We start from the raw sequence: 14488 nt of genomic DNA, 5'->3' as shown, positions 1-14488 counted from the left end.
AAAGAATATGGCAAAAAACGGCAACTCATTAGACCAGCGGACTTTTGATAAACTACGCCGTTTGTATATTATTGGCTTTAGTACTATTGCACTTTCTGTAATTATAAGCCAGATCTTAATTAGAAACCATCTTAGTGGCCAAAAAAGTGATTCTAAAGTTATAAATGTAGCCGGGAGGCAACGTATGCTAAGTCAAAAATTGACTAAGGATGTTGTTGCGCTTTTAACTTTAACGCAAACAGACAAAAGAAATGCTATTAAACAGAATCTGAAAGAGACGCTAAATTTGTGGGAACTATCACATCATGCATTACAACAAGGTAATGATAGTTTGGGTTTGCCTAGAGATAATAGTAAGATTATAGCTCAGAAATTTAGGGTTTTGAATCCTGTTTTTGATTCGGTGAGTTCTGCTTCAAAACGTATCATTAGTAGAATTGATGATAACCCGTCTTTATTTTTACAGGAGTATGTAGCTGATATTGAAAAAGTAAAAGCTTATGAAGGTGAATTTCTAGAACAAATGGATGCTATTGTTAATCAATATGAAAAAGAAGCAGAAGCTAAAGTAGCCTGGTTAGGCAATTTGGAATTATGGCTTACGTCACTGACATTGTTGATTCTCTTGGGCGAGTTTTTATTTATCTTTTGGCCAGCAGCAAAATCGGTTAGATACACTTTAAAAAAATTATTATCTGCGGAGAGAAGGGCGAAAAAAATGGCGTTTGATGCAGACGAATTGAGCAAAGCCAAGGAAAAATCCATACAGGAGTTGAGTGCTTTAACCAGAGCGATGGATGATACACTTTTATTTGCAAGAATCACACCCTCCGGCAACATGGTTCATATTGGCAATAAGTTCTCACATTTATTTAGTTTCTCTAAGTTTAATAATGCTGAATTATTTTGGAATGTACTATCGCATAAAGAAAATGAACAAGAAGCTATTGAGAATATTATAACTAAATATAAGAAAACCGGATGGCAAGGTGAAGTAAAAGGTACAACAAAACCTAATGAAGATATTTGGCTAGAAATGGCTGTAATCCCTTTTAACGCAACCGAAGAGCGATCAGAATTACTCATTATTGCTTCAGAAATCACAGAAAGAAAGTCTGCACAATTGGAAATCGATCGCTTAACGGAAAAGAGTTTTGAGGAGAAGATGAGTCAACAAAAAATCATTTCTAGTAAGATTATTGAAAACCAAGAAAAAGAACAAAATCGTATTGCTAAAGACGTACATGATGGTATAGGGCAAATGTTAACGGGTTTAAAGTATAATCTAGAAAGTATTGATACTAAAGATGTAAAAAAGGCCACTGCTAAAATTGAGCATTTAAAAGAGTTGACATCAAATATTATCAAAGGTGTAAGAACAGCAACATTTAATTTAACACCACCAGAATTAACAGATCATGGTATTGTACCAGCATTAACTAAATTAGCACATGAGTTAGGTAGGTTAACAGGTAAAGAAATTGTGCTTTTTAATAAAACCGATTTTAATCAAAGACTAGATTCGCTCTCAGAAATTAATATATATAGAATAGCTCAAGAAGCTATTAATAACGCTATAAAATACGCTGAGTCTACTCATATTATAGTGTCTTTGTCTCATAGTAAAAACATGCTAAGTGTTGTAATAGATGATAATGGTAAGGGCTTTAATCCTGATAAAGTACGAAAGATAAAAACAGGAGATGGCGGTATGGGCATGACGTTTATGCAAGAGCGCATAAAATATATAGATGGTCGATTATTTTTAACTTCTGAAAAAGGTAAAGGTACTCGAGTTACTTTAAACATCCCGCTAAAATAAAAGTCGCTTGTTACTATTCTGAGCATGTCTCGACATCTCAAAATTTTACGTTAACAATGAAAAGAAAATTAATAAGTTCAGGCTCTACATTTGAAGAAAAAATAGGGTATTCTAGAGCAGTAGTTCAAGGTAATTGGGTATTTGTCTCAGGAACAACTGGATATGATTATCGAACAATGACTATCAGTGATGATGTTGTTCAACAAACAGAACAATGCATGATAAACATAAAGCATACTTTAGAGCAAGCACATGCTAGTTTGTCTGATATCGTTCGGATAACCTATATATTACCTGATGCTGAAGAATTTGAAAAATGCTGGCCAGTACTTCAGAAATACTTAGGTAACATCAAACCTGCTGCTACAATGTTTTCTGCTGGTTTAGCTGACAGTAATATGAAAATAGAAATTCAAGTCACGGCTCTAAAATCATAATTTATTAATAGTTATGGTCTTTTAAGCTATAGTTGCATCACTATAGCTGTAATACCAAGAAGTACCTAAGCTATCACTATTATAAACTATCAATGTATTGATTTATTTTACTTTTTGATGTCTGATTTATGGATATAAAATGACTGCGAACTTTAACCTGAACCAAGCCACTTTCATTTTGAATTTTTAAAGAGTTAGACTTTAACATGGGCATGTGACAATCGATACAATTATTCTTGGTTTGCATATCAGCAACCTCGGTTAATCCACATTCAATATTTTGATGCGTATGACAGTTTATGCATTTAGCATTAAACATACTTAAATTGCCTCTTTCATTGCTATGTGGACTGTGGCAGGTATTGCAGTCCATCGTTTCAGTTTTTTGAAAACACTTACTAGCTTCTAAAAGTTCTACTTGATTGCCGTGAACATCTAATTTCGATTTATATTTTGCTCTGTAATAATCTCTAAAATCCTTAACTAAGTAATTGTCAAGCGTATCGCCCAAAACAAAATGAAATTCTTTATTTGGCGCTTTTGTTTTAGATCCTGAATGGCACAAGGCACACATATCCATTTTTTGCTGTCGCGATAATTGACTTTGTTTAACAATATGTTTTCCTATCGTGTCATTTGGGAATTTGTTTTGGTACTCCACGTGTTTTTTAGCTGGCCCATGACACCTTTCACAATCTACGCCTAAAATCATACTGCGTTTTGAAAGTTCATACTTAGTTTCACTGCTCGCAGTTGTTTTTGCAAAAGTAGCATGACACTCTAAGCAACTAACAGAAATTGGTCTAGGCTTTGCAATAGTATGTTCTTTATATCCTGGACTATTTATCCATTGCTTAGTGGGTACAAAATATGATGTTTGTAGCTGAAACAGTTTATCCTTTTGCCAACTAAAATATGATTGTCCTTTTACACCAGAACCGATAACCATATCAATTTTATGTTCTTTTTCAATGGTATTTAAACTGTCATTTTTCAGCGTTTGATAAAAGCCATCTTGTTTTTCATTTATTGTAAAACTATGATGTTTTCCTATCTTGAGTTTATTGTTATTGGCTTCATAAATACCTTTGATAGTAGTATCTGTAGCCATGGTAGAAGTTAAAAAATGTGCAGAAGTCATGTGCTGTTTGTAAATATCTTCATGACAGCTAATACAGGCTTCAGACCCTGCAAATTTAAGTCCGTTATGGTGTTCTAAATCTTGTCCAACAGAAAAGTACTCATAATTATAAGTGCTCTTTTGTTGATATACATAGAGCACTGTAATCACTGCACAAATAAAAACCGCTAGAATTCCCTTTTTTATCACTCTATAAAACTACAAAATTGAGGTAGTATACTTCTTGATTTTTTTTTGAAGATCTATTATCAACATCACTATTAAAAATGAGGTACTCAATACTTCACAAATGATTAATACGTAATATTACTTATTTTAGTACCTTTGAAACGCACAATGATTACGTATGGATAAAATTAATGTTGTATTAGCGGACGATCATATTTTGGTTAGAGACGGTATAAAAGCACTTCTTGAAGACCAAAAAGGCATAGACGTTATAGATGAAGCGTCTAACGGAAAAGAGGCTTTAGAGGTTATTAGTAAAAATAAACCTCATGTGCTAATAGTTGATATTAGAATGCCAGAAATGACAGGTATTGAGGTTGTTGGAGAAATCAACAAATCTGGCTCTGATGTTAAAACTTTAGTGCTTTCTATGCATGACTCTGAAGAATACGTAGTGCAAGCCATTCAAGCAGGTGCAGATGGTTATTTATTAAAAGGAGCTAGTAAAGAGGAATTTATAAAAGCCCTAAATAAAGTAGCTTCTGGAGGTAAATATTTCACCGGAGATATTTCGGCAATTATCATGAATAATTTTGTGAATGGTAATACAAACGTTGCGGTAGCACCAAAGCCTGCACCCAAAGTAGATCCGTTCAATCTTACCAAACGCGAAAAGCAAATTTTGGACTTGGTTTTAGAATTGAAAAATAATAAGGATATTGCAGACGAACTTAAAATAAGCAAACGTACTGCCGAGGTACATCGTTTTAATTTGATGAAAAAATTAGAGGTTTCTAATTTGAAAGAATTGACCGATAAGGCTAAGGAGTTTGGGTTGGTTTAGCCGAAAAATAATTCATTTTTGAGACAATACAAAGATTATTTCATAAACCTTATTAAACATAACCCCAAATATTCTGGGGTATGCTTTTTACTTATAGCTTTTCTATTTGTGGCTTAAAATATAAAAAAATGAGCCAATAAACTTTGATAATAGAAATATTGCATTATGGAATGTTTTTATTAATGGATGGGCTCTTCTTATAATACTCTTCATTTTTAGTTTTTTTTGTTGTTTGGTTAAGCATTTTATTCAAATCTTCATTTCTTTTTTCTTTTGATTTTACCAAATCCACAAAATCAAGATATCCAAATTATCAACTTCACATAAATTTGTAAATACGTAAAATTTAGCATTAAAATTAAGTATTAATACTTAGATTTGTAAGTGTGCTAATGTTCTGTTGCATTAAATATTAATTTTATATGTGGTTTTTATCAAATCTAAAATTTAAAAGGTCTTTTTTACGGTATTCAGAATAATAAAGTTAGTGCTTGCTTTCGAAAAATAAAATATAGTAATTAGTGTAAAATGTTGGTTTGAAATGATAAAAAGCGAAGTAAAAACTACCTGTTCATATTGTGGAGTTGGCTGTGGAATCATTGTTAAGAAAGATGCCAATAACCAAGTATTTGTTGAGGGGGATAAGGATCATCCTGTAAACAAAGGCATGTTATGTTCTAAAGGCATGAATTTGCATTATGTAGCTAATGATACTTCCGATAGAATTTTATATCCTGAAATGCGCTGGAGTAGGTCTCATCCTAGAGAACGTGTAAGTTGGGATGATGCTTTAGATAGAGCTGCGAGCGTTTTTAAATCGATAATAAAAAAACACGGTCCAGATAGTGTTGGATTTTATGTTTCCGGACAAAGTTTAACCGAAGAATACTACATCGCTAATAAACTCACCAAAGGTTTTTTAGGTACAAATAATATAGATACAAATTCGCGCTTATGCATGAGTTCTGCTGTGGTAGGTTACAAAAAAACGTTTGGAGAAGATAGTGTACCTATTTCTTATGCTGATATTGAATTAGCAGATACATTTTTAATTACTGGGGCAAACCCAGCATGGTGTCATCCTATTTTATTTAGACGATTAGAAAAACATAAAGAGGAAAATCCAGATATTAAAATTATAGTTGTAGACCCTAGAAAAACGGATACAGCTAATTTTGCAGATATACACTTACAACTACTACCAGGAACCGATGTTATGCTTTACAATGCCATTGGAAGATGCTTGTATAAACGTGGTTTAATTGATGAAGATTTTATTAAAAATCATACTGAAGGCTTTCAAGATTATAAAGATTTAATCTTTAAAACCTCATTGAAACAGGCTTCAAAATTATGTGGCGTACCAGAAAAAGATATACGTAAAGCTGCTGATATTATCGGACTTTCAAAAGGCTTTATCAGTATGTGGGCCATGGGTTTAAACCAAAGTGTGGTAGGAACGGATAAGAACGTATCGCTATTAAACCTATCTCTAATCACAGGACAAGTAGGAAAACCAGGAGCAGGTCCTTTTTCATTAACAGGACAGCCTAATGCCATGGGAGGGCGCGAAGTAGGAGGAATGGCAAACCTTTTGGCGGTTCATAAAGATTTAATGAATGAAGAGCATAGGCGAGAAGTAGCCCAGTTTTGGGGTGTAGATCAAATTAACCCGAAACCCGGACTAACGGCTACTGAAATGTTTGATGCTTTAGAAAGTGGAAAAATGAAAGCCGTTTGGATAGCTTGTACTAATCCACTCGTGAGTTTACCAAATTTAAATCGTGTAGAAAAAGCCATGAAAAACGCTAAGTTTGTTGTGGTTCAAGATATATCTCATAAATCTGATACCGTAGCTTTCGGAGATTTGGTGCTTCCTGCTGCGGCGTGGTTAGAGAAAGAAGGTACAATGACAAATTCCGAAAGGCGAATTTCATACTTACCAAAGGAAATTGAAGCTCCTGGAGAAGCTAGACCAGATGTTGAAATCTTTTGCGATTTCGCACAACGTATGGGCTTTAGAGGATTTGATTTTAATAGTGCTAGTGAGATTTATGATGAGTACGCCTCTATGACTAAAGGTACCAATATAGATGTATCTTACTTAAACTACGATAGGCTTAAAAATGAAGGTACATTTCAATGGCCTGTACCAGAGCACAGACATCAAGGAACCTCTAGATTGTTTGAAGATAAAAAGTTTTATACGCCTTCTCAAAAAGCTAAATTCAACGTACCTACATCAATTATTAATACATCGGTATTACCGAATGCTAGCTATCCACTCATTTTAACAACAGGAAGAATAAGAGACCAGTGGCACACTATGACGAAAACTGGTAAGGTGTCACGTTTAAAAACACATTATCCTACTCCTGTTTTAGAAATTCATCCAGTAGACGCCTATTTATACAAAATAAAAGATGGCGATATCACAGAGATAAAAAGTGAGAATGGCGAAGTTAGAGTGCGTGCAAGCGTTACCGAAAATATTAAAAAAGGCGTTGTATTCTTGCCAATGCATTGGGGTAAACAACTGCAGAGTAATTTAAACCGCACCAATAATTTAACAAATACGCATGTAGATCCAACTTCAAAAGAACCAGATTTTAAGTTTACACGTGTTATAGTTTCAAAATACAAGAAACAGGCAGAAAAAATTATCATTGCAGGTGCAGGTGCTGCGGCGTTTCGTTTTGTTCAAAATTATCGCGAGCAAAATGAAACGGACGAAATACATGTATTTTCAAAAGAACCTAATCTGTTTTATAATAGGGTATTACTTCCAGAATATGTTACAGAAGAATTATCATGGGAACAGCTTTTAAAAATTAAAAAAGCAGAACTTGATAAGCTAAATATACATTTGCATCCCGAAACTTACATTACTAAAATTGATAAAACAGCTAAAACAGTTACAGATAGTAATGGTGGTAATCATAGTTTTGATAAACTCATACTAGCAACAGGTAGTCGTGCTTTTGTGCCAAAAGATGTGCAAATAGATTTACCAGGACGTTTTACCATGCGAAATAAAATTGATGCCGATAAATTTAAGAAGCATTTAGATGCTACGGGACTTCCTCCAGAAGAACAGCATGTAGTAATTGTCGGCGGTGGTTTACTTGGTTTGGAACTAGCTGCAGCAATGAAGCATAAAAACGCTAAAATTACCATTATACAGCGTGCATCACGTTTAATGGAGCGTCAGTTAGATAAAGTATCTAGTAAATTATTGGCTTTAGATGTACAAGAACGTGGTATTCAAATTTATTTTGATAATGAAGTAAGTACGGTGTTTGATGATGAAGACACTGGCGAATTAAACATCACTTTAAAAAGTGGAAAATATATAACAGCCAATGCTATTGTGTATGCTATTGGTACAATTCCTAATGTGGATATTGCAAGAGTAAACGGTATTGCGTGCAGTAGGGGTGTTAAGGTAAATCAACATTTACAATCTTCGCATCCCGATATTTTTGCAATCGGAGAGATAGCAGAATTTAATAATCAATTATTCGGAATTACATCAGCAGCAGAAGAACAGGCCAATATTTTAGCCAACTTTATTGCAGGAGATGTTAGTAGCTCATATAATGGTTCAGTATTAATGAACATTTTAAAGTTTAACGATTTGAACTTATGTAGCATTGGAGATATTAGCGTACCTGAGCATGACGATAGCTACGAAGAAATTATTTTTACAGATATCAAGAAACGTTACTATAAAAAATGTATTGTAAAAGATGATCTTTTGATTGGTGCCGTTTTAATGGGGGACAAAAACGAATTTGCCGAATTTAAAACCATGATTGAGAGCAAAATTGAAATGGCCGATAAGCGAAATTCATTGCTTAGAGGGGCTTCTAATGATGCGCCTATTATAGGAAAACTGGTGTGTTCTTGTAGCCAAGTAGGGCAGGGTAATATAGAAGAAACTATCGCTCAAGGCTGCACAGATTTTACAGAATTATGTAACAAAACAGGTGCAGGTATAGGTTGTGGTAGTTGTAAAACAGAAGTTAGAGAGATACTTCAAAATTCAAAAGTATTAGCATAATGGAACCATACAGATTAATGATAAACGGTGGTGTATTATCGTCAGGAGAATTAAAATACATTTGTGAAGCTGCTGAAGGTTTAGGGTTGGATGCCATTTCTTTTGGATCACGACAAGACATTATTTTTCCAGAGGAAATAGATGAAAGTAAGTTTAGTCAATTTGATAAAATACAATTTGTAAAACCTAAGCGAGATGGTGTAGAAAATATAGCGTCATCGTATGTGTCTTCAGATATTTTACCTAGTACCTCTTGGTTAACTAGTGATAGGTATCTATATGTTTTAGAGCAGTTTAAACACAATCCAAAACTTAGAATTAATGTTATAGATCCTAAACAACGCTTAGTGCCTTTGTTTACAGGAAACGTGAACTTTATTGCTTCAAGGCATGAAGACTATTGGTATTTATATTTAAGACTTCCTAGTTGGCAGGACACTAAAATGTATCCTGCATTAATTTACAGTTGGGATATGGACAAGGTAGAACAAGCCATTGAAAATATTCTGATTGAAGAACCTGAAACCGTTGAAATGGTATTTGATTTAGTCAATGATGCTGTTGAAACCAATAACAGAACGGTTGACAAGCCATTAAAAGTACCATTTTACCCATTTCCGTATTATGAGGGGATGAATCGCATAGGTACAGATCGCTATTGGTTAGGGCTATATTGGAGAAATAATCGTTATGATTTGAAGTTTCTAAAGGCGATGTGCGATTTATGTTCTGAGAATAAAATAGGTAAAATTTCCATCACACCATGGAAGTCCTTTATCGTAAAAGGAATTCCTGCAAAACACAAATTGCAATGGGAAAAGCTTTTGGGCAAATTCGGTATCAACGTACGGCATTCTATGCTGGAAATGAATTGGCACGTACCTGTAAACGACAAAGAAGCGTTGAATTTAAAAAAGTACTTGGTCACTAATTTCGATCAAAACGATATCAGCACCTACGGCTTAACGTTTGGAATTACAAGCTACGATAGCGATACTTACAATTTTACGTCCATAGTCATTGAAAAAAACAGGCCACCTCAAGTTAATGGTGTTTTTAAAATTCGAGATACCTATAACTTACTTCATGCCAAAGACTTTGATCCCAATACACGTGAATATATCATGCACGTTCAAGATGTAGATATGGTGGAGCTTCCAGGATTGCTAATGGAATTGAGTAAATTATATTTTGAGCAATTAGGCGTTGAGAAAGAAAAAGAGACGTTGCCTGAAACGCCAAAAAAAAGCGAGGAAGAGGAAGTGTATCAGTGTTCGGAATGTTTAACGGTGTATAGCGAAGTCTATGGAGATATCACACAAGATATCCCTCCCAATACACATTTTGAAAATTTGCCAGAAACTTACGAATGTTCAATTTGTGAAGCACCAAAAAGTAGTTTTCGGAAGAAAGCCTTTCAAATTTTAAGAAACTCCTAAAAATTATCTAGAATTATTAAAATTAAGTATTATTACTTAATTTTAGACAGACAAATAAGTTATTTTAATGTTTTGAGTCTCATAAATACACCATATAAAACCAAATCTGATACCCTATGTAGCACTTGTAACAATCCTAATTGTTTTATTCATAACCACAACAAAGCACTTTTTAGTTCCAATTTACAAAAGCACAACACTGTTTTAAAATGTAAAAAAGGGCAGCAATTTATTATGGAAGGTGCGCCGGTAAACGGACTTTTTTTCATTAAAAGTGGTACCGTAAAAGTATTTAGGACAGGGATTAATGGTCGTGAGCAAATCGTACGCTTTGCGAAACCCTGTGAGATTATTGGTCACCGTGGCTTTGGTACACAAGAATTTTATTCCATTGGCGCCATAGCCTTACAGGATACAAAACTGCATTATTTTTCGAAAGAACACCTTAGGGAAACCTTATTGGCAAACCCTAAGTTCGCTTATGATATGATGCTGTTTTATGCCAACGAGCTTAACCGAAGTGAAAACAAGGTGAAATCTATCTCACAAATGACGGTGCGTGAGCGCGTTATTGATTCCTTATTGTACATTCATCGTAAGTTTGGGGACTTAAGAGGATTTATAAATTTACCACTTAGTAGAAAGGAGTATGCTGACTACGCTGGCACTACCGAGGAGCAAGTTATTCGTGTATTTTCAGCACTCAAAAAAGAAAAACTCATTTCAGCAAGTGGCAGGAAGATTGGGATTATCAGCATTGATACCCTTAAAAAGGAAATCGACGACCATAATTACTTTTTAGATAGTTGATTGTTCTTATTACTTGCCTAAATACTATTTATCAGGGGGTTTGTCCAGTTTGGTGAGACTTTCTGATATATCTTTTCTCACATCTTACCTAACTCATTTCAGGATCTCATCAGTTTAAGTCATCCAGCATTCATATAATCTTTAACTACTAAATACTCTACATAAATGGTGTCGCTGCAATCCCTAATGCAGTTATGTTTGCTAGTATCATTATGAGGAGCGCTGCGACAAGAAAACTTGGATTTCTATATGTATTGTTTTAGATTACAAAGTTATTTAAACCCTTAATTTTTGTATTTTTTTTAAAACTACGTACAAGTACGTATTGTTTTTTCTGTAGAAAAAACCGAACTTAACATGTTGATAGACTTGTGTTTATCTAAACAATATCTCTATCTAGGCTTTTATGGTAATTTTTAACAATAGTTCTTATGAAACTAAATTCAGATGTCTTTAAGTTGACAGTCTTAAGGAGCCCAAAAAAAATAAAACCTACTATTTCCAAGGAGCATCTAAAAGTCGTCAAACCAGGTGATGAATTACCAGTATACTCGGAAATATTAAACTATATTGATGATAATGCAACAGTAGAAGGCTACCATGATTTGCTTAGTCGATTATCAAAGTCATCAATTTTAATTCGTTCTGCAGAAGAGTTTAACTATCCGCATTTAGAATTTATGAAGTCCATTGAGCGCATCAATGAATTAAACAATGGTGAATTCGAATCTACCTTTAAAAAGATTTACGGTAATTCGATTTCCAAAATAATCGTTCAGCAAGATTTTAAAGATGAAAGAATTAGAATAATTGACACTTTACTTTTCAAATTGGTATCTGGGTATAGATCCAATGTTCAAATTGAATCATTAGATGTTATAGCCAGATATTTAAATTTATTTAAGTACTCTCAAGAAAATCCAGGGGTTATAAATGACAAGAAAAATATAAAAGAGTTTATTAGGCAACCTTTGTTGCTTCCTCAAAATAGAAATCCAATACAATTTATAAATGAATTTTACTTAAATAAACAACGCGCAAAACGGCAAAAGGATCTTGAGGCAGAAAAACAGAAACGCAAACAAAGACAAGAACAACGTAAGAGAATAGATACTTATAAAAAAGCTGCAGACGAAATCCAAAAAGTTCATGCTAACTATTTAAATGCAATACGTACCAAACAAATTTTAAGAGAAGAGAACAAAAAATCTTTGAATATAATCCCAAGACAACTTATAGATCAACTTAGTCCAGAAACCCAAGAAGTTTTGAATGAAAATAATTTCAATCTTGATCATATTAATGGTGCAGTAATAGTAAATGGCGTTAGGAATATGAGCCATGGAAATATCAATATTGATTTAGGAAAATGCGATACTTCAGACGAACCCAGAGATACACTAAAACCATCAAGGATCAAACCCAAGTTAAATCCACCATTAATAGGAGATTTATTAAAAGTAAGGCATAAACTTGTTGGGTATTCTACAAACGAAATAGCTTATATAGAGAATGTTCTTAAAGGTGAAAAAAAAGAGAAAACTCATAGAACTTTAGACAGCACGGAAGAAACAATACTTGAAGAAACAGAAACTGAGAAATTTCAAGAAAACGAGTTTAGTACAAATGAACAATTTGAAATACAAACTGAAGCAGATAACACCATTGCAAAAGATGCTTTTGTTAATGGGGAAATTAGCAGAGAAGCATTTGGAGCTACAATAAGTGTGTCAGGTGGCGCTAGTATATCTTCAGAAAAATCACAGTCCATGTCCTCTTCAAAAGCTAAGGAGCTAATGAGTAGGGCGGTAAATAATGTTAAAGAAAGGGTGTTCTCCAGTAGAAAGTTAGTCACATTAAAAGAAAAGGAAATTACGAATACCCATAAAATTGATAATTCTCATAGTGATAGTGAACACATCAACGGTGTATATAAATGGGTAAATAAAATTTATAGAAACCAACTTGTAAATTACGGTAAACGCCATTTTCTAGAATTTATGGTTCCAGAACCAGCCTCCTTTGTGTTATTTAGCGAAAGCAATAAAAGTAAACACCTAAAGGAAAGTTATCCTGAACCTCCTGTTGTTTGTGTAAATGGGAAAACCAAGGATTTAAAACCAGAGCATTTAGACGAATTCACCTATAGCTATTGGATTAAGGAATATGGTGTTGAAGAGATTGCCCCGCCTCCACCTGAATACTTATTCAAGATGAACGAGATGACTACCAAAGTAGAGGTGAATCAGAATTATCAACAAGGTTTTGAAATTAAGACAATAAATTCTATTAAAAGTATTGCAATCCCAGAGGGTTATATACCAGATGTTATCGATTATGAAATATCTGGAGTTAATGGGCATGCCCGGTTTACTAGAGCTAATGATAGTGACAATGATCGTAAAGATCAAATGGCATTTAAATTTAACATTGGTGGAGATGAGGTGTTTAATATGATTTATAATGAGGAACTTTTGGCTGCTACTGCTGACAACCGTATTGAATATCAAACACTCAGGAAAAAATTGGAACTAAATTGGTCAGAGTTATTCGAAGACGACGGAAAAACCAAGAAGCCTAATACAGCTTATGACGTAAAAGGAAAGATTAATGACTCTATAACCCTGAGTGATTATCTGGAAAGTGAAGGATATACTTTTGCCAATCTCGAAGACGATCAGGACACGACCGCAGATTCTGATTCTGTGTTTGTTAATTCTGGAATCCCTATTAGTGTGATTGGTTATTCCAGCCTGTTTTGTGTTAGCAGTTTTAAATTAAATGTGAGTTTTAAAAGGACAGATGCAAAATTTAAACAATGGCAAATTGAGACTTACAATAGAATTATTGAAAAATACAACCAATTAGTAGAAGAGGTCAAAGAGCAAATATCCATCTTTGATGTTACTAATACCGATTTTGGTACAAACCCTCTTGTAAATAGAGATATTGAAGAAATGGAATTAAAAAAAGCCTGTATTTCAATTCTTTCCAATCAGCATTTCAATGCCTATGGCGCCATACAAGACGATGCAGAATTTGGATATCCGAAGATTGATTTTTCCAAAAACTTTGAAGAAAACGAAAGTGTTAAGTTTTATGAGCAAAGCTTTGATTGGGGAAATATGCTATATGCCTTTTATCCTTATTATTGGGGAAGAAAAGAGGGTTGGATTAACAAGCTTAATTTAAAGGATAATGATCCTCTTTTTGAAAAGTTTCTAAAAGCAGGTTACGCCAGAGTTTTGGTGCCAATTAGGTTGGGATTTGAGCGTCAGATATACAATTCTAATATGATTAAAATTGAAATTCCTGATATTGATTCCTCCTATTTAATGGAAGATGAATTTGCTGAAAATTCTTTGGCAATAATTGAAGAGATTACCGATCAGTATGACTTAGAAGGAGAAATAGGGACAGGTTTTCTAAACGTTGAAAATGGCAATGCCATAGTCGTTGGGGTGAATACAAATTTTAGGAATGACGAATCTTCAAATTTTAATCCTACAAATCAAATAGGTAAAAACACTGATTTAAAGACAGATATAAACCGTGAGATTATTATTGGAGATGAGGAGTACATCATAAAGAATGTAATTTCGCCAACTGAAATCGAAATAAACAAACCTTATCAAGGGGAATCAGCGGAGGGAGTTAGATTTATAATTGGCCCTAAAATCGTGGGACCTAGTTGGGAATCTGTGGTTCCTTCTAAATTAATTATTTTAAAAGGCAGATTAGATATAATTAATTAAAATTTTTGA

General features: G+C 33.8%; 8 protein-coding genes. 7 read left to right on the top strand and 1 reads right to left on the bottom strand.

Features of this window, described 5'->3' with window-relative positions:
• Nucleotides 1-7: 7 nt before the first annotated feature.
• Nucleotides 8-1822 (top strand): sensor histidine kinase, encoded by a 1815-nt coding sequence (locus tag EYD45_RS02735; protein ID WP_130962806.1) that lies wholly within the window; start codon nt 8-10, stop codon nt 1820-1822.
• A 56-nt stretch (nt 1823-1878) separates the two neighbouring features.
• On the top strand, nt 1879-2259 hold the full coding sequence (locus EYD45_RS02730) for a RidA family protein (protein ID WP_130962805.1): 381 nt from the start codon (nt 1879-1881) through the stop codon (nt 2257-2259).
• A 79-nt stretch (nt 2260-2338) separates the two neighbouring features.
• Here EYD45_RS02730 and EYD45_RS02725 read toward each other — a convergent pair whose 3' ends face one another.
• Complete coding sequence (locus EYD45_RS02725; protein WP_130962804.1) at nt 2339-3589, bottom strand: multiheme c-type cytochrome; 1251 nt, start codon at nt 3587-3589, stop codon at nt 2339-2341.
• A gap of 157 nt (nt 3590-3746) precedes the next feature.
• Here EYD45_RS02725 and EYD45_RS02720 point away from each other — a divergent pair, with 157 nt between their 5' ends.
• The 5 genes from EYD45_RS02720 to EYD45_RS02700 all read left to right on the top strand — a co-directional run bounded on the left by EYD45_RS02720 (nt 3747) and on the right by EYD45_RS02700 (nt 14479).
• Entirely contained in the window at nt 3747-4412 is a 666-nt protein-coding gene (locus tag EYD45_RS02720) for a response regulator transcription factor (protein WP_130962803.1), read from the top strand.
• A gap of 541 nt (nt 4413-4953) precedes the next feature.
• Nucleotides 4954-8475 (top strand): nitrate reductase, encoded by a 3522-nt coding sequence (locus EYD45_RS02715; protein WP_130962802.1) that lies wholly within the window; start codon nt 4954-4956, stop codon nt 8473-8475.
• Nucleotides 8475-9914: a rubredoxin gene (locus EYD45_RS02710; RefSeq protein WP_165453873.1), complete on the top strand. Its 1440-nt coding sequence runs from the start codon at nt 8475-8477 to the stop codon at nt 9912-9914. The genes EYD45_RS02715 and EYD45_RS02710 overlap by 1 nt, the downstream gene beginning before the upstream one ends.
• A gap of 72 nt (nt 9915-9986) precedes the next feature.
• On the top strand, nt 9987-10724 hold the full coding sequence (locus tag EYD45_RS02705) for a Crp/Fnr family transcriptional regulator (protein ID WP_233702496.1): 738 nt from the start codon (nt 9987-9989) through the stop codon (nt 10722-10724).
• A gap of 431 nt (nt 10725-11155) precedes the next feature.
• Nucleotides 11156-14479 carry a hypothetical protein gene (locus EYD45_RS02700; protein ID WP_130962800.1) on the top strand — a complete coding sequence of 1108 codons (3324 nt, stop codon included), beginning with the start codon at nt 11156-11158 and terminating at the stop codon, nt 14477-14479.
• The last annotated feature ends 9 nt before the right edge of the window (nt 14480-14488 follow it).

This window comes from Hyunsoonleella flava (genome assembly GCF_004310325.1).
Taxonomy (GTDB): Bacteria; Bacteroidota; Bacteroidia; order Flavobacteriales; family Flavobacteriaceae; genus Jejuia; species Jejuia flava.
This window is presented reverse-complemented; position numbering and strand designations above follow the sequence as displayed.